Raw genomic sequence first — 16,095 nt, forward strand, 5'->3', positions numbered from 1 at the left:
TCGCGCACCGCCACTTGGCGCGATTTCTACCTGCGACACCAGCAGCGTGGCCTGTCAAAGATCCAGGCCCTGGTCGCCTTGGCCAGAAAACTTGCCCGGGTGGCCTTCGCCCTGCTCAGAAACCAATCCCAGTACCAACCAAAAACACCTCAGCAGGCTTGTGCGGAGACATAGAATCTCCTACAACAAGCATCGCAGGACATGCTTCGCTCCTTCCCGAGAGCCTCCTGCGCCTTACTTTTGAACAATCTGTTGGGGTAACACAGCTAGGATTTCGGTCGGGCCCCCGGCCCCCGCAGCAGCAGCGCCGCCAGTCCAAGGAACAGCACCGAGCCGAATCCCCACACCCAGGCATAGCCGATCATGTCGCCCCAGGGGGCCAGCGCGTAGGCGACTGCGAGCACCGCCCAGACGATCACCACGGGTACGATGAGCCAGAAGTCCTCGTTCATGTGTCTCTCTCCTCAGTGATGGCCGCCGCCGCCGACGGCGGTGACGGGCAGGGCGTTCATGAGTTCGAAGCCGACCGCGGTGAAGACGTACATGGCGCCGACGATGATGGCGACGGACACGGGCCCCACCCAGGCGGCCATGCCCGGTGAAGGCGCGCGTTCGCCCCAGGACGCGGCGACGGCGAGTCCGGCGGGGTCGGATACGGCTCCGCGCGCCCTGAGCAGCGACATGGCCACGCCGGCACCGAATACCGCCAGGGCCAGCGCCATGAGCGTGCCGCCGATCATGACCGCGCCCATGAGGGTGTGCCACAGCGCCGGCGCGTGACCCATGTAGTCGATGACGAACACGCGCCGCGGCACGCCCAGGTAGCCGGCGGCCACCCCCGCCATGCCGAAGAGCACGACCCCCACGAAGGCGAGCCATGGCATCCAGCGCAGCCACTCGGGCCGCCAAAGCGGGCGTCCGCCCATGGCGGGGAGCATCACCGAGAAGGCGGCCAGCAGCGTGATGCTCACGGTGCCCAGGGTGAAGAAGTGGAAGTAGCCGGGCACGAAGAAGGTGTCGGACAGGAGCGGTGCCAGCTGCTCCTGGATCAGCACGAACGCGAACACGATGCCGAACCCCATGCTGAGCATGGCCACCGCCATGGAGGACATCGCGGGATGACGCCAGGGCAGTACGCGCATCCAGCCGAACAGCCCGCGTCCGCCCTGACTGCGTGCGTAGACCTCCAGCGAGACCACGATGATCAGGAACGCGGTGAGCGTGGGCACGCTCACGAACAGCGACAGCAGCGAGCCCGTCACGCGCACCACGCCGGGCAGGTCCGGCTCCAGGAACATGTGATAGAGCGAGGTGGGCGGCACGAACACCAGGTACATGGAGAACACGATCTTGGAGAAGCGGTCGCCGAACACGGACTTCACGCCGGTGAGCGCACGTACCAGCACGTACCAGAGGATCACCGTGGCCATCAGCGGCAGGTAGTGCATGTTGTGGAACACGATGTGCCAGTTGGTGCCGTGATTGGTGGGCATCGGTCCGAGGCCGAGCGCCCAGAGCGTGCCGGGCATGAAGGTGTAGAGCGCGGCGAAGCCCGTGACCATGAGAAAGCCCGCCCACGTGAACAGCGCGAAACCCACCGCCGAGAGCCGTTCCTGGGTGCCCTCCCATCGGGGTGCCAGCAATGTGGCGATGGCGGTGGCGGGCAATACGATCAGCCCGAGCCCCAGGAGCAGGTAGCCCAGGTTGAACACCAGCAGCGCGCCTGGCGCATCTCCCGCCAGGTCCGGCGCGCCGTCGTAGAGCAGCGGTGTACCCATGTGGGCGCCGGCCATGCTGAAGCCGAAGCCAGCCAGCATCAGCGCAAAGCCCGCCCACGCGAGTCTGCGGCGGGCAAGCCCGCGCCCCTGCTCCACGGCCGAGAAGCCGAGCAGCAGCGCCGCCTGGGCGATGAACAGCCAGTAGAAGAAGATGCCGACACCGTGCACGGTGAGGAAGCGGTAGCCGGTATCGGGGACGACGTCGATGAGCCCGCCACGGCCCAGCGCGGTGAGAAATCCGCCGAGAATGCCGAGGGCCAGTGCCGCGAAGGCCACGGCACTCATGGCCACCAGCAGGCGGCGGTCGGAATCCCCGAGGGCCTGGAAGCGTTCCTTGTATGTTGCGCTCATGATCAGACCACCTCGATTGTTGCCTGCATGTAGTCGTGGGCCGCGCCGCAGTAGAAGGTGCAGTACACCAGGTACGTGCCCTTGCGGTGGAAGGTGATGTCCATCTCCGCGACACGACCCGGGCGCAGGCGCACCATGCGCCCGCCCCGGCCGAACTGGATGGAGGCGCCGTGGGAGACGTCGAGCGCCATCATGCGGAAGCGATAGGGTTGGCCTGCGTCGACACGCAGTTTCGACGGCAGGTAGTACCACATGCCGGCGGCCAGGTAGACGTCGATGGCGTCACCGTTCTGTCCGTGGTCCGCTTCGTGGCCGTGATCGGCGTGGTCGTCGGCGCCATGGTCGATGTCGCCATGATCCATGCCGGTGTGATCGTCGTGGGCGTGATCCGGCGTTCCATGGTCCATCTGCCCGTGGTCCATGTGTCCATGGTCCATTTGCCCGTGGTCCATGGCGCCGTGATCCATGCCGTGGCCGCCCCTGTGGTCCATGGCGCCGTGATCCATGGTGCCGTGGCCCATGTCGTGGCCGCCCCCGTGATCCATTCCGTGATCGCCCCCGTGGTCCCCGTGCCCGTCACCGGGCATCGGCCCGAGTTGTCTGGGGTACACCGTCCCGTCTTCCAGCCGGTAGCGTTCGATGAAAGCCTGGGTCTTGCGGGTGAACGCCTCGGCGTCGGGGCCGTGGGACGCGTCACCATGTCCGCCGTGCCCGCCATGATCTCCGTGGCCGGCTCCGTGTGAGTCATGACCGCCCGCCAGCGAGCGGGCGAACGGCAGGGGCGCTGCCCCGTAGGCGGCCCAGAGGCCGTAGAGGCTGACCGCGCCGAAGCCCAGCGCGGTGATGAAACCCCTTCGGGTGGTGAAATGCGGTTTGTCGGACATGGGCGTTCCCCGGTCTCGTGCGGTTTGTGGGTCACATCCTGCATCGGGTTGCCCGACAGGAAGCTGACCGCAACATTACATCGCTGTAATCTTTGTTCCGGACGCATCAAAGGCGGGCAGAATGGCCCCTGACGCGCACCGCCCACGGAGTCAGTTGTGAAGATCCTGATCGTCGAGGACGAACCCAAGACCGGCGAATACCTGCGCAAGGGCCTCGGCGAGGCGGGCTTCGTGGTGGATCTCGCACGCAACGGGCCCGACGGGCTGCACCTGGCGCAGACCGGCGACCACGACCTGCTGATCCTGGACGTGATGCTCCCCGGGCTGGACGGCTGGGCCCTGCTGCAGGCGGTGCGCGAGGCGGGTTCGGAGACGCCCGTGCTGTTCCTGACCGCCCGGGACGAGGTTGAGGACCGGGTGCGCGGGCTGGAGCTGGGGGCCGACGATTACCTGGTCAAGCCCTTTGCGTTCTCGGAACTGCTGGCACGGGTGCGCACACTGCTGCGCCGCGGCCGCGCCAAGGAGCCCGAGATCCTGCGCGTGGCGGATCTCGAGCTGGATCTGCGCCGGCGGCGCGCGGTGCGGGGCGGCGCACGCATCGATCTCACCGCCAAGGAGTTCGCCCTGCTGGAACTGTTCCTGCGCCGCCAGGGGGAGGTGCTGCCGCGCATGCTGATCGCCTCCCAGGTATGGGACATGAACTTCGACAGCGACACCAACGTCATCGAGGTGGCGGTGCGCCGTCTGCGGGCGAAGGTGGACGATCCCTTCGAGCGCAAGCTCATCCGCACCGTGCGCGGCATGGGCTACACGCTGGATGCGGACGAGTCGGCATGAGCGCGGGCGGCCCGCGCAGTCTCTCGCTCACCGCCCGGTTCGCAATTCTCTTTGCGGTCTTTTCCGCCGCCGTGCTGCTGGTGGCGGGCCTGTTGTTCCAGCAGGCGATGGATGAGCACTTCGAGGAGCTGGACGCCCATGAACTCGCGGCGGCGCTTGCCGTGGTGGAAGGGCTGGTGCGCCGAACCGCTGGCGACGAGGCGTTCGCGGCATTGCCGGCGCGGCTCGGCGACGCCCTCTCCGGACGGGAGATGGTGGACGTGCTGGTGTTCGACGAAGAAGGTCGCGAGCTGTTCATGACTCGCCCGGAACCCTTTGCATCAAACTTCGATGCGGCCCCGCAAGCGCAGGGCGGGCTGCGCCGCTGGGAGCACGAGGGCGTGCGCTACGTGGGACGCGAGGCCGTGTTCACGGCGCCCCTGGCGGAACCGCGCAGCCTGCGCGTGATCGCGTCGCTCGATACCTCCCATCACGAGCACTTCATGAGCGAGTTCCGACGCCAGCTCTGGGTGAAGATCTCGCTGACCGCCCTGCTGGCCGCGTTGCTTGGCTGGGTGGCCGTGCGCCGGGGACTTTCCCCCTTGAGGCGCGTGACCGAGACCTCCGCGCAGCTGTCCGCGGAACGGCTCGGCGAGCGGCTGCCGCATGAGGGGGCTCCCGCCGAGATCAGAGAACTGCTGGATGCCTTCAACGGCATGCTCGACCGGCTGGAGGGACAGTTTCGCCGCCTGAGTGAATTCTCCGCCGACATCGCTCACGAACTGCGTACCCCGGTCTCGAACCTGATGACTGAAACCCAGGTAGCGCTTTCGCGGGCGCGCAGTGCGGACGAGTACCGCGAGACGCTGCATTCCAACCTGGAGGAGTTCGAGCGCATGGCGCGCATGATCTCGGACATGCTCTTTCTGGCCAAGGCGGACGACGGCATGCTGCCGCGCCCGGCAGAGCGGATTGCCCTGGAGGCGGAGGCGCGTGCCCTCATGGAATTCTACGAGGCGCTGGCCGAGGAGCGCGGCGTGAAGATCCGGCTCACCGGTGCGGCCACCGTGGCGGGCGATGCCCTCATGCTGCGCCGGGCGCTGTCCAACCTGCTCTCCAACGCCCTGCGCCACACCCCCGAGGGAGGCACCGTGGAGATCCGCATCGAGAACGTTGCCGATGCGGTGCACATTTCCGTGGAGAACCCGGGAACGACCATCCCGCCGGATCGTCTGGCGACGGTGTTCGACCGCTTTCGCCGCGTGGACGCGGACCGCTCGGGTCGGGGAGAGGGGGCGGGCCTGGGGCTGGCGATCACGCGTTCCATCGTGCAGGCCCACGGCGGCGACGTGACAGTGCGTTCTTCCAACGGGCTGACCGTCTTCACCATCCGCCTGCCTGCCGGATGACGCGTCCATCCGAAGGGCCGGGCATCATGTTCGGCGTTCTTGCTTCCGATTTGCAGGGGTGTTGAACGCAGAGGACGCGGAGGCGCGGAGGACGCAAAGAAATCCATAACGTAAAACCCTCTGCGTCCTCCGCGTCTCTGCGTCCTCTGCGTTATCAGCCGAGGTCCGTACGTACTGAGTTCAGTCGCGGACCCACGGGACTTGTCCCGCCGCTATACTGGGCCTCCGTACGATTCACTGCCCCGGAGTGACGCCATGACCCGCATCGGAACACCCCTGTCTCCCTCGGCCACCCGCGTGATGCTGCTGGGGGCGGGCGAACTGGGCAAGGAGGTGATCATCGCGCTGCAGCGCCTGGGCGTGGAGGTGATCGCGGTGGACCGTTATGAGAACGCACCGGGACATCAGGTGGCCCACCGCGCGCACGTGATCACCATGACCGATGCGGCGGCGCTTCGTGAACTGGTGGAGCGCGAGAAGCCGGATCTCATCGTGCCGGAGATCGAGGCCATCGCCACCGACGAACTGGCGCGCATCGAGGCCGAAGGGCTGGCCCGTGTGATCCCCACGGCGCGCGCCGCGCAGCTCACCATGAACCGGGAGGGCATCCGGCGGCTGGCGGCCGAGGAACTGGGTCTGCCGACCTCCGGCTACGCCTTCGCTGATTCGCTGGAGTCACTGCGCGAGGCGGTGGACGCGGGGATCGGTTATCCCTGCATCGTCAAGCCCGTGATGTCGTCCTCCGGCAAGGGGCAGTCCCTGGTGCCGGATGCATCGGCACTGGAGACGGCCTGGGCGTATGCCGGCACCGGCGGGCGTGTCAACCGCGGTCGCGTGATCGTCGAGGCAGTGGTGGAATTTGACTTCGAGATCACGCTGCTCACGGTGCGCGCACTGGACAGCGCGGGCGACGTGGTCACGCACTTCTGCGAGCCCGTGGGCCACCGGCAGGTGAAGGGCGACTACGTGGAAAGCTGGCAGCCCCAGCCCATGAGCGACGCGGCGCTGGCGCGTGCCCGGGAGATGGCGGAGGCCGTCACCGGCGCGCTGGGTGGTCAGGGGATCTTCGGTGTGGAGTTCTTCGTGCGCGGCGACGACGTCTGGTTCAGCGAGGTGAGTCCGAGGCCGCACGATACGGGTCTGGTAACGCTCGCCACCCAGTGGCAGAGCGAATTCGAACTCCACGCGAGAGCCATCCTCGGCCTGCCCGTTGACACCGGCCTGCGCAACCCCGGCGCGAGCGCCGTGATCTACGGCGGCATGGACGCGAAGGGCGTCGCTTTTGAGGGCGTGAACGAGGCACTGGCCGTGCCCGGCACCGACCTGCGCCTGTTCGGCAAGCCCGAGGCCTTCGAACGCCGCCGCATGGGCGTCGCCGTGGCCCACGGCGACGACATCGACGACTGCCGCGCCCGGGCACGCGAGGCGGCGGGGCGGGTGCGGGTTGTCCGTGGGTAAGGCGAAGAGCGGTTTTGCCACAGAGGTCACAGAGGTCACAGAGGGAAAACCGACGTCAAATGCTTTTCCGTTCAATCCTGACAATGGTGTTTCGTTCTGCTTTTTAACTCTGTGACCTCTGTGTCCTCTGTGGCAAAGAAGGTTTTTCTGGGTGCTGGGGTTCGCCTGAACCCACCCCAATCCACGTCTACGATCAGGTGGGGCGCTGCAGCGGTTCTTCGACCTGGCGGCGTTTCTCGGGGCCGGCGAGCAGTTCGATCAGGTCCAGGGCGAAGTCCATGGCGGTGCCGGGGCCGCGGGAGGTGATGACGTTGCCGTCGCGCTGCACGGTCTCGACAGTCAGCGTGGTGTCGTCACCCAGTTCCATGGACTCCAGTACGCCCGGAAAGGACGTGGCCCGCTTGCCCTTGAGCAGGCCGGCGTCGGCCAGCACCTTCGGGGCGGCGCAGATGGCGCCGACGAAGCGGCCCTGTTCGCTGAGCTTGTTCAACAGGCGATGGATGCGCGGGTCGGCATTGAGGTTGTCGGCGCCCGGCAGGCCGCCGGGCAGAACCATGAGGTCGTAGTCGCGGTCCTCGGCCTCATCCAGTGTCTGGTCGGGCAGGATCACCGTGCCGCGCGAGCACTTTATCGGGCCCGGCTCCAGGCCGGCGGTCACCACCTCGAAGCCCGCGCGGCGAAACAGGTCGATCAGGGTGACGGCTTCGAGTTCCTCGCTGCCGTTTGCGAGTGGGATGAGGATGCTTGCCATAGCCGGTTCGCCTCCTTCTTGCGTTTGAGATACTCGCTGACGCTGACCAGTTCCACCCCGGTCTCGGGCATCTCGGCCAGGCGTCGCTCCAATACCGACAGTGTAGCCGCGTAGGGGTGGCCGATGGCCAGGGCGTGGCCCCGTTGCCGGGCCAGCGCCAGCAACCGGTCCCACTGTTCCTCCACGTAGGCCTCGTCGTCCGGGATCGTATCCAGGAAGACGTCGCGCCGGGTGGCGGGCAGTTCGTGCGCCAGGGCCGCCCGCTGGGCAACGGTCTGCGTGGTGGTGCGGCTGTCAACGAAATACAGCTCACCCCGCGTGGCCAGTTCGGCCATGAACCATTCCATGTGCTGCACGTGAGCGGTGAGCAGGCTGCCCATGTGATTGTTCACGCCACGCGCATGGGGCACCGACTCCAGCGCCGTGACGAACGTGGTGCGCATGGTGTCCCGGTCCATGCCCGCCTTGATGCCCCCCGGCCCCAGGGCGTTGCCCTCGGTGGCCTCCATGGGCAGGTGCAGCATGATCTCCTTGCCGGCCTCGTGGCCTTGCAGGGCGAGGGCGCGGGCATGCGGCGTGTGGGGCAGGAAGGCCAGCGTCACGGCGCCCGGCAGGGCGACGGTGCGAACACCCTCGTCCTGCCGGTTGCCCAGGTCATCGATGATGATGGAGATGAAGGGGCGGGTTTCGTGGGCGTGTGCGGTGCCCAGCCAGAGGAGCAGCAGCCCCAGCATCCAGCGCGCCGCTGGCTGCCGGAGCCTTGCCCCCTTGGGGATGTCACCCGTCAGGGCCCGACTCCGATATGCCGGGAACCGACGGGCATCAGCCGCTGCGGGCCTGAAGGATGGTCAGCCCCTTGAGCAGGTTGAGCGCCTCGTAGAGCTGGTAGTCCCGCTGGGCCAGTGACGGCCGCTCCTCGTCGTCCTCCCGGGCCTCTTCCTGGGCGCGCTGGCGCTGCAGGTGGCGAGAGAGGTCGGCCTCGGTCACGGGACGCATGGCGTTGTCGCCGTCCGCCTGGGTCACCTGCAGGCGCTCGAGCTTGATGTCCGGCTCGATGCCTTCGGCCTGGATGGAGCGGCCGTCCGGGGTGTAGTAGCGGGCAGTGGTGAGCTTGAGGGCGGTGTCCTGCTGGAGCGGCAGAATGGTCTGCACGGAACCCTTGCCGAAGGTGCGCGAGCCCATGACCACGGCACGCTGGTGATCCTGAAGCGCGCCGGCCACGATCTCCGATGCGGAGGCGGAGCCTTCGTTCACCAGCACCACCATAGGCGCGCCCTTGAGCACGTCGCCGGGGGAGGCCTGGTAGCGGAACTGCGCGTCGGAGGTACGGCCCTCGGTGTAGACGATCAGGCCTTCCTCGAGGAAGGCGTCCGAAACCCCCACGGCGCCGTTGAGCACGCCGCCGGGGTTGTTGCGCAAGTCCAGAATCAGGCCGCGCAGGCCGTTGCCTTCACGCTGCAGCTTCTGCACTTCCTCCACCAGGTTCTGGGCGGTCTTGGACTGGAAGTTGCTGATGCGCACGTAGGCGAAGCCCGGTTCCAGCATCTCGCTGCGCACGCTGCGCACGCGAATGGTGTCGCGGGTGATGGTAATGCGGATGGGCTGGTCGGCGCCCTCGCGGATGATGGTCAGGGTGATGTCGGTGCCCTTGGGGCCGCGCATCACGTTGACCGCCTCGTTGAGGCTCATGCCCTTCACCGGCTGGTCATCCAGGCGGATGATCAGGTCGCCGGCCCGCACGCCGGCGCGGCTGGCGGGCGTGTCGTCGATGGGCGCGATCACCTTGACGAAGCCGTCCTCCATGCCCACCTCGATGCCCAGGCCGCCGAACTCGCCGCTGGTGCCGATCTGCAGGTCACGGAAATCGCGCTGGCTCAGGTAGCTGGAATGCGGGTCCAGGCCCTGGAGCATGCCGCGGATGGCGTTCTCCAGCAGGGTGGCATCGTCCACCTCTTCAACGTAATGGCGCTTGATGCGCATGTAGACGTCCGTGAAGGTGCGCAGGTCCTCCAGGGGGATGACGTCCTGTCCCTGCTGCCGGTCGGCGAACACCCCGAAGGACACGCTGAGCGCCAGGCCCAGCAGGATCCCGGCCAGGAGCCCCGCGCTCATGCGAATGGTTGGTTTCATACTTGCCTGTCTCCGAAATTTCAGGGTCCGGGCTGCGGCGCGCGGACTCTATGGGCCGATCATAGCACCGTGACATTAGCCCGCATATCTCACCACCCGTCTACTGCGGCCGCCGATCGGCGCGCTGTGACGGTGCACCCGGCCACACTGTAGGAGCCCAGCCCTCTGGGCGAACCGGCGCTGTGCCAGTGCTGCGTTCGCCCAGAGGGCTGGGCTCCTACAACCGGCCCTGCCTGCTCACCCCGGATGAACAACGTATTGAGATATGCGGGCTAGCGATGTGATGCTGGAGCGGCGATTTTCACATTAGAGTCGCACCAGCGCCCGGGGTTCAGCGGATTTCCCTGGTGACGGATCTCGAAGTAGAGACCCCGGCCGTCCTCGCCCGGGCCCTCGCCCACCCGTGCGATCAGGTCTCCGGCCTGCACCCAGTCCCCGGGGCTGCGGTAAAGGCTCTGATTGTGTCCGTAGAGGGTCATGTAGCCGTGGCCATGGTCGATGATGGTGAGCAGGCCGAAACCCCGCATCCAGTCGGAAAACACCACCCGGCCGTGATGGATGGCGTGGACCGGGTCGCCCGGTTCCGCGCCGATGACCACGCCGCGCCACTGGAGCCCTGACTGGCCGCCCCGGGGGGTGCCGAAACGTGCCCGCAGCGGGCCCTCGGTCGGCCACGGCAGCTTGCCCCGGCGATCGGCAAACGGCTCATCCAGCTGACTGTGCTCCGGGATGTCCTGCAACGCCCGGTCCAGTGAGCGCAGCAACTCCTCCATGCCCTCTTCGTCCTCCTCAAGGCGGCTCAATCCGGTGCCGGTGGCCTCGATCTCGGCCTCCAGCCGGGCCAGAAGGCGACGGCGCTCCTCCTGACCCTCGGCCAGCCGGTCACGCAGCTGCTGGCGCCGGTGCCGTTCCCCGGCCAGTTGCTCCCGGGCCTCGCTCACCTCGCGGGTGATCAGCGCCAGGTTCTCCAGGGCCTCGTCCACCTCGCGGATTCGCTCGCCGCGGGCGTCGTTGTAGTGCCGGTAATAGACCAGCAGGCGACCCACCGTAGCCGGGTCCTCCTGGTTCAGCAACAGGGCGAGGCGGTCCTGGCGGCCTGCCAGGTAGGCGGCCCGCAACTGGCGGGCCAGCAGCGCGAGCTGACTTTCCAGCCGCTCCCGCTCCTGCGCCTGTTCCGCCTCCAGCTCCGCCAGCCGGGCGCCGGCCTGCTCCATGGCGCGTTCGGTGGCCGCAAGCTGTCGATCCGCATCGGCGATCTCGCGGTCGGCCTTGCGCAGGGCCGCCTCGATGCGTCCGCGTTCCCCCTGCGCGGCCTCCAGGCGATCCCGCAGGGCGGCAATCTCCTTGCGAACCTCCTCCAGGCGTTGCGCGACCTCAGCCTTGTCGTTCGCCCAGGCGGCGGGGGCCAGCGCGAAGCCCAGCGTGATCGCAAGGAAAAACGCGGCTCTGCGCCATGGCGCGGGCCTTCTCCCCGTGCGAAGTGTTGAATTTTTCAAAACGGGCATATAACTTAATAAGTTATTAATTATATTACACAGGGTTGTCCGACCGGATCATCATCGGACGGCCCGAAAAGCGAGGTCAACGACTCCATATGAACATAGCCGCCATGAACCCCGAACTGATGACCCAGGAGGAGGATATCGAACGGGCCTCGCGATCGCTGAAGGCCATGTCCCATCCTCTGCGTCTGAAGATCCTCTGTATCCTGGGGGATCGCGAGGTCAGCGTTCAGGAGATCGTCGACAACGTCGGCACCTCCCAGAGCAACATCTCGCAACACCTGGCGATCCTGCGCGACAAGGGCATCCTGGCCTCGCGCAAGGATGCCAACCGCGTCTACTACCGGGTCGGCGATGCGCGTACACTGCGCCTGATCGGAATGATGCAGGAAGTCTTCTGCCGTTCCTCCTGAACCCCTCCGCACTGCCAACCGTCGGAACATCATGGAACAGTATCAGGAATTCGTCGCCAACAATCCCGTGCTTTTTGTCGCCCTGGCCGTCATCCTGGCGACCATCACCTTCATCGAGTTCAAGCGCCTGNNCAGGCGCTTGGCCCCAACGACGTGGTGCGCGTGCTCAACAAGGACGACGCCCTCGTGCTGGACGTGCGTGATGAATCCGAGGTGAAAAAGGGTCGTATCAAGGGCGCCCGGCACATTCCGGTCAAGGAACTGCGTGAGCGCCTGGGCGAACTGCAGAAGTACCGGGAGAAACCGGTGGTGGTGTACTGCCGGACGGGGAACCAATCGGCCCACGCCAGCGAAGTGCTGACCGCCCACGGCTTCACCAACGTCATCAACCTGCACGGCGGCGTGGTCGCCTGGCAGAACGCCAACCTGCCCCTCAGCAAGAAATGAGCAATTCCGTGAGTACACTCGCACCGGTGGTGATCTACACGTCCGGGTTCTGCCCCTACTGTGGATGGGCACGCCGCATGCTCTCGGACAAGGGCGTGGACTACCAGGAGATCCGCGTCGACCGGGACCCGGACCAGCGAGCCGTCATGGAGTCGCGCAGCGGGCGGACCTCGGTGCCCCAGATCTTCGTCGGCGACTTTCATGTGGGCGGTTATGACGATATGGCCGCCATGGACCGGGCCGGACGGTTGGACCCGCTGCTCGGACTGTCCGAAGCGTGAGTGATGCACCCCACGTGGTCTGCGCCCGCTGCGGCGGGGTGAACCGCGTGCCCGCTTCGCGCTCCGCCGCCGAGGCGCGTTGCGGCCGATGTCACGAGCCCCTGTTTGACGGTCAGCCCGCGGAACTGGACACCGCCGGACTGGAGCGTCAGATCACGCGCAGTCATCTTCCCGTGCTGGTGGACTTCTGGGCTCCGTGGTGCGGCCCGTGCAAGGTCATGGCGCCCGCGTATGCGCAAGCCGCCCGGGAACTGGAGCCGCGCATCCGCCTGGTCAAGCTGGACACCCAGGCCCACCCTGAGCCGGCCGCCCGCTACGGCATCCGCGGCATCCCCACGATGATCCTGTTTCGAAACGGCCGCGAAACGGCGCGTACCAGCGGCGCCATGGACGCGCGCTCGATCGTCGCGTGGGTGCGGGGGGCCGTGCGGGACTGACAAGATAAAGCGAACCGCGAAGGAACGCGAAGGGTTGCGCGAACGACGCGAGGGGTTCTTGTTCAATCATTCCTTTGCGAGCCTTCGCGCAACCCTTCGCGTTCCTTCGCGGTTCGCTTTTCCCGGCGCAGGTCGTGTTTGCCGCCCCCGCCCCCGGCGCCTATCATGTGCGGCCTGAACGCCGATTCTTCCCCTTCCCGGAGTCATCATGACCGACAGTCAGCAGCCCCCCGCCCCCGGTGCCGCCTCGGGCGACGCGAAGCCGCAGCAGGAATTCGGCCTGCACAAGTTCTACCTCAAGGACGTCTCCCTGGAGGCGCCCCGTTCGCCGCAGGTGTTCACTCGGGACTGGAAGCCGGACACCAACGTGCAGCTCAACAGCCAGGCCCGGCCTCTGGACGACCAGGGCATGTACGAGGTGGAGCTCACGCTCACGGTCACCACCAAGTCCAATGACGAGACCGCGTACCTCGTGGAAGTGAAGCAGGGCGGGGTGTTCCTGATCCGGGGTTTCCCCGAGGACCAGCTCAACCATCTGCTGGCGGCCTACTGCCCCAATACCCTGTTCCCGTTCGCCCGGGAGGTGGTCTCTGACCTGGTGGTCAAGGCGGGCTTCCCGCAGATGCTGCTGGCGCCGGTGAACTTCGACATGCTCTACGCCCAGCAGATTCAGCAGCGCAAGCAGGAAAGCGGTGCAACCGGGGACACCGCCCCGGACGCCGCTCACTGAGGCGCGGGGCGGATGTCGGGGCCGGAATCAGTGGTGGTGCTGGGGGCCGGCTCCTGGGGCACGGCGCTGGCCATCCACCTGGCCCGCCAGGGGCTTGAGGTGCGCCTGTGGGGGCGCAATCCCGACGCCATGAAGGCCATGGCGGAAGCGCGCTGCAACCAGCGCTACCTGCCCGATGCCGCCTTCCCGCCCTCCCTGACGCCCACCTCCGATCTGGCCGGGGCCGTTCAGGCCTGCGACAGCTGGCTGGTGGCCGTGCCCAGCGAGGCGTTTCGCGAGGTGCTTGGAGCCCTGGCCCCCTACCGCAGCGAGGGCAGCGTGCTGGTGTGGGCCACCAAGGGCCTCGAGGAACACAGCGGCCAGTGGCTGCACCAGGTGGTGGCCGAAGAGCTGGGCGTGAACTTCCCCTGTGCCGCGGTCTCGGGCCCCAGCTTCGCGAAAGAGGTGGCGCGCGGGCTGCCCACCGCCCTCACCGTGGCCTCCACCACCCCCGGAGTTGCCGAGCGGGTGGCCGAGTGGTTCCACGGCGAATGCATGCGGGTCTACCTGAGCGACGACATCCTGGGCGTGCAACTGGGCGGCGCATTCAAGAACGTGCTGGCCATTGCCGCGGGCATCTCCGACGGCCTCGGCTTCGGAGCCAACGCGCGCGCCGCACTGATCACCCGGGGGCTGGCGGAGCTCATGCGCCTGGGCGAGGCCGTGGGCGCCCGGCGCGAGACCCTCATGGGGCTCTCCGGTCTCGGCGACCTGGTCCTCACCTGCACCGACGATCAGTCCCGCAACCGCCGCCTGGGTCTGGCGTTGGGCCGGGGCGATGATCTGGATTCCGCGCTCGCCGCCATCGGTCAGGCCGTGGAGGGTGCGCGCACGGCGCGCATGGCGGTCTCCAAGGCCGCCGAGTTCGGCGTGGACATGCCCATCTGCCACCAGGTGCACCGGGTGCTTTATACGGGCGTGTCGACTATCGAGGCGGTGGGGGAGCTCTTGGGGCGGGATCAGAAGCCGGAGTTTTGAAGACAAGGATGAAGGTTGAAGGTTGAAGGATGAATGACACCACCCCTCCCCAACCCTCCCCGTGAGGGGAGGGAGGCCTCCGGTTTGATTCATCCCTCAACCTTCAACCTCCATCCTTCGACAAGCCGGCGAAGCCGGCTTGTCGCCACGCCTCATACACCACCACCGCCACCGCATTCGACAGGTTCATGCTGCGGCTGCCGGGCACCATGGGGATGCGCAGGCGGCGGTCTTCGGGCAGGGTGTCCAGTACCTCCCGCGGCAGGCCGCGGGTCTCGGGGCCGAAGAGGAAGGCGTCGCCCCGGTGGAATGCCGGGGCCGAGTGGGGGCGTTCGGCGCGGGTGGTCAGGGCGAACAGGCGTGCCGGGCGCACGGCTGCCTCAAAGGCGTCCAGGCTGTCATACTCTGACACCTGTGCGCTGTCGCGATAATCCAGTCCGGCCCGCTTTAGCCTGGATTCATCCAGCGAGAACCCCAGCGGCCGGATCAGGTGCAGGCGACAGCCGGTGTTGGCGCACAGGCGCATGATGTTGCCCGTATTGGGCGCGATCTCCGGTTGAAAGAGGACCACGTCAAACATGTCCGCAAAGGCTCCCAAACGTGACCCGCTGGCCGTCGAGTTCTGCGGTTTGCAGTTCGCCACGCCGCTGGTGCTGCTTTCCGGGTGCGTGGGGTTCGGCGAGGAGTATACGCGCGTCGAGGGGTTCTCCAACCGGGACGCGGGCGCCGTGTGTCTCAAGGGCACCACCGGTGAGCCGCGCCTCGGCAATCAGCCGCACCGAGTGTTCGAGACGCCACAGGGCATGCTCAACGCCATCGGCCTGCAGAACCCGGGGGTGGACCGGGTGGTGGACGAGATCCTGCCGACGCTGGATTTCGACGAGACGCGTTTCATCGCCAACGTCTCCGGCTCCACCATCGAGGAGTACATCCGCGTCACCGAGCGGTTCAACGACTCGCCCATCGATGCCATCGAAATCAACATCTCCTGCCCCAACGTGAAAGAGGGCGGGGTGGCCTTCGGCAACGACCCGGACATGTCCGCACGGGTGGTGGAGGCCTGTCGCAAGGTCACCGGCAAGCCGCTCATCACCAAGCTCTCGCCCAACCAGACCGACATCGCCGAGAATGCCCGGCGCTGCATAGAGGCGGGCACCGACGCGTTCTCCGTGATCAACACCCTGATGGGCATGGCTGTCGACGCGGAATCCCGCGAGGCGGTGATCGGCAACAACCAGGGCGGCCTGTCGGGCCCCGCCATCAAGCCCATCGCCCTGCTCAAGGTGCACCAGGTCTACCAGGTGGCCCGACCCCACGCGGTGCCCATCATCGGCCAGGGCGGCGTGGCCTCGGCCGCGGACGCCCTGGAGTTCATCATCGCGGGCGCGAGCGCCGTGGGCGTGGGTACCGCGCTCTTCTACGATCCCCTCATCTGCAAGTCCATCAACAACGGCATCCGCGGCTACCTGCAGCGCCACGGCCTGGAGCACGTGGAGCAGCTCGTCGGGACCCTGCAGCTCAACGTGCCGCCTGGTCAGGCGGCTTGTGGGGGTTGAGGTTCGGGGTTGTGTGGTCCGGACGGGGTGTTGTCGCAAGGGCCTGACGATCAAAGGCGTTTCGGTCCAGCTTGGTGGTTGATGCAAGAGAAACTCACACTCAAAGTCAAAGGCGTTTCGAACCCCGCTGCGCGG

Annotated in this window: 17 protein-coding genes and 1 pseudogene; 10 read left to right on the plus strand and 8 right to left on the minus strand. The window is 67.0% G+C overall.

The window, feature by feature from the left end; all coding sequences use genetic code 11:
- Positions 1-266 precede the first annotated feature (266 nt).
- The 3 genes from B1C78_RS16560 to B1C78_RS17975 are packed head-to-tail and all read right to left on the minus strand — an operon-like array spanning position 267 to position 3,013.
- On the minus strand, positions 267-452 hold the full coding sequence (locus B1C78_RS16560) for a hypothetical protein (RefSeq protein WP_077280264.1): 186 nt from the start codon (positions 450-452) through the stop codon (positions 267-269).
- A 12-nt stretch (positions 453-464) separates the two neighbouring features.
- Positions 465-2,129 (minus strand): cbb3-type cytochrome c oxidase subunit I, encoded by a 1,665-nt coding sequence (locus B1C78_RS16565; protein WP_077280265.1) that lies wholly within the window; start codon positions 2,127-2,129, stop codon positions 465-467.
- Between the two features lie 2 nt (positions 2,130-2,131).
- A complete protein-coding gene (locus B1C78_RS17975; RefSeq protein WP_139349997.1) occupies positions 2,132-3,013 on the minus strand; it encodes a cupredoxin domain-containing protein in 882 nt (293 codons plus the stop codon).
- Between the two features lie 156 nt (positions 3,014-3,169).
- Here B1C78_RS17975 and B1C78_RS16575 point away from each other — a divergent pair, with 156 nt between their 5' ends.
- The 3 genes from B1C78_RS16575 (at position 3,170) to purT (ending at position 6,696) form a co-directional block, all read left to right on the plus strand.
- Positions 3,170-3,850 carry a heavy metal response regulator transcription factor gene (locus B1C78_RS16575; RefSeq protein ID WP_077280266.1) on the plus strand — a complete coding sequence of 227 codons (681 nt, stop codon included), beginning with the start codon at positions 3,170-3,172 and terminating at the stop codon, positions 3,848-3,850.
- Complete coding sequence (locus B1C78_RS16580) at positions 3,847-5,238, plus strand: heavy metal sensor histidine kinase (RefSeq protein WP_077280267.1); 1,392 nt, start codon at positions 3,847-3,849, stop codon at positions 5,236-5,238. Before B1C78_RS16575 ends, B1C78_RS16580 begins: the two co-directional genes overlap by 4 nt.
- A gap of 255 nt (positions 5,239-5,493) precedes the next feature.
- Positions 5,494-6,696 carry a formate-dependent phosphoribosylglycinamide formyltransferase gene (gene purT, locus B1C78_RS16585; RefSeq protein ID WP_077280268.1) on the plus strand — a complete coding sequence of 401 codons (1,203 nt, stop codon included), beginning with the start codon at positions 5,494-5,496 and terminating at the stop codon, positions 6,694-6,696.
- A 193-nt stretch (positions 6,697-6,889) separates the two neighbouring features.
- Here the strand turns inward: purT and B1C78_RS16590 are convergent, their stop codons facing one another.
- The 4 genes from B1C78_RS16590 to B1C78_RS16605 all read right to left on the minus strand — a co-directional run bounded on the left by B1C78_RS16590 (position 6,890) and on the right by B1C78_RS16605 (position 11,082).
- Complete coding sequence (locus B1C78_RS16590; RefSeq protein ID WP_077280269.1) at positions 6,890-7,447, minus strand: DJ-1 family glyoxalase III; 558 nt, start codon at positions 7,445-7,447, stop codon at positions 6,890-6,892.
- Positions 7,387-8,181, minus strand: coding sequence for a divergent polysaccharide deacetylase family protein (locus tag B1C78_RS16595; protein WP_139349998.1), 795 nt, complete (start codon positions 8,179-8,181; stop codon positions 7,387-7,389). Before B1C78_RS16595 ends, B1C78_RS16590 begins: the two co-directional genes overlap by 61 nt.
- Before the next feature lie 88 nt (positions 8,182-8,269).
- Positions 8,270-9,577 (minus strand): S41 family peptidase, encoded by a 1,308-nt coding sequence (locus B1C78_RS16600; protein WP_077280271.1) that lies wholly within the window; start codon positions 9,575-9,577, stop codon positions 8,270-8,272.
- 272 nt (positions 9,578-9,849) lie between these two features.
- On the minus strand, positions 9,850-11,082 hold the full coding sequence (locus B1C78_RS16605) for a murein hydrolase activator EnvC family protein (RefSeq protein WP_077280272.1): 1,233 nt from the start codon (positions 11,080-11,082) through the stop codon (positions 9,850-9,852).
- 104 nt (positions 11,083-11,186) lie between these two features.
- On the opposite strand from B1C78_RS16605, the gene B1C78_RS16610 reads away from it, so the two are divergent.
- From B1C78_RS16610 to B1C78_RS16635, 6 genes and pseudogenes are all read left to right on the plus strand, one after another.
- Positions 11,187-11,492: an ArsR/SmtB family transcription factor gene (locus tag B1C78_RS16610; RefSeq protein WP_245795478.1), complete on the plus strand. Its 306-nt coding sequence runs from the start codon at positions 11,187-11,189 to the stop codon at positions 11,490-11,492.
- Positions 11,493-11,520: 28 nt separating this feature from the next.
- Positions 11,521-11,939 (plus strand): annotated as a pseudogene (locus B1C78_RS16615) (rhodanese-like domain-containing protein).
- An 8-nt stretch (positions 11,940-11,947) separates the two neighbouring features.
- Positions 11,948-12,220: a glutaredoxin 3 gene (grxC, locus tag B1C78_RS16620; protein WP_425443984.1), complete on the plus strand. Its 273-nt coding sequence runs from the start codon at positions 11,948-11,950 to the stop codon at positions 12,218-12,220.
- Positions 12,217-12,657 carry a thioredoxin TrxC gene (gene trxC / locus B1C78_RS16625; RefSeq protein WP_077280275.1) on the plus strand — a complete coding sequence of 147 codons (441 nt, stop codon included), beginning with the start codon at positions 12,217-12,219 and terminating at the stop codon, positions 12,655-12,657. The genes grxC and trxC overlap by 4 nt, the downstream gene beginning before the upstream one ends.
- Before the next feature lie 208 nt (positions 12,658-12,865).
- Entirely contained in the window at positions 12,866-13,387 is a 522-nt protein-coding gene (gene secB / locus B1C78_RS16630) for a protein-export chaperone SecB (RefSeq protein ID WP_077280276.1), read from the plus strand.
- A 12-nt stretch (positions 13,388-13,399) separates the two neighbouring features.
- Positions 13,400-14,404 carry an NAD(P)H-dependent glycerol-3-phosphate dehydrogenase gene (locus B1C78_RS16635; RefSeq protein ID WP_077280277.1) on the plus strand — a complete coding sequence of 335 codons (1,005 nt, stop codon included), beginning with the start codon at positions 13,400-13,402 and terminating at the stop codon, positions 14,402-14,404.
- A 103-nt stretch (positions 14,405-14,507) separates the two neighbouring features.
- Here the strand turns inward: B1C78_RS16635 and B1C78_RS16640 are convergent, their stop codons facing one another.
- Positions 14,508-14,984 carry a tRNA (cytidine(34)-2'-O)-methyltransferase gene (locus tag B1C78_RS16640; protein WP_077280278.1) on the minus strand — a complete coding sequence of 159 codons (477 nt, stop codon included), beginning with the start codon at positions 14,982-14,984 and terminating at the stop codon, positions 14,508-14,510.
- On the opposite strand from B1C78_RS16640, the gene B1C78_RS16645 reads away from it, so the two are divergent.
- Positions 14,983-15,960 (plus strand): dihydroorotate dehydrogenase, encoded by a 978-nt coding sequence (locus B1C78_RS16645; RefSeq protein WP_077280279.1) that lies wholly within the window; start codon positions 14,983-14,985, stop codon positions 15,958-15,960. The genes B1C78_RS16640 and B1C78_RS16645 overlap by 2 nt on opposite strands.
- Positions 15,961-16,095 lie beyond the last annotated feature (135 nt).

The sequence above is a fragment of the Thioalkalivibrio denitrificans genome, assembly GCF_002000365.1.
GTDB lineage: Bacteria > Pseudomonadota > Gammaproteobacteria > Ectothiorhodospirales > Ectothiorhodospiraceae > Thioalkalivibrio_A > Thioalkalivibrio_A denitrificans.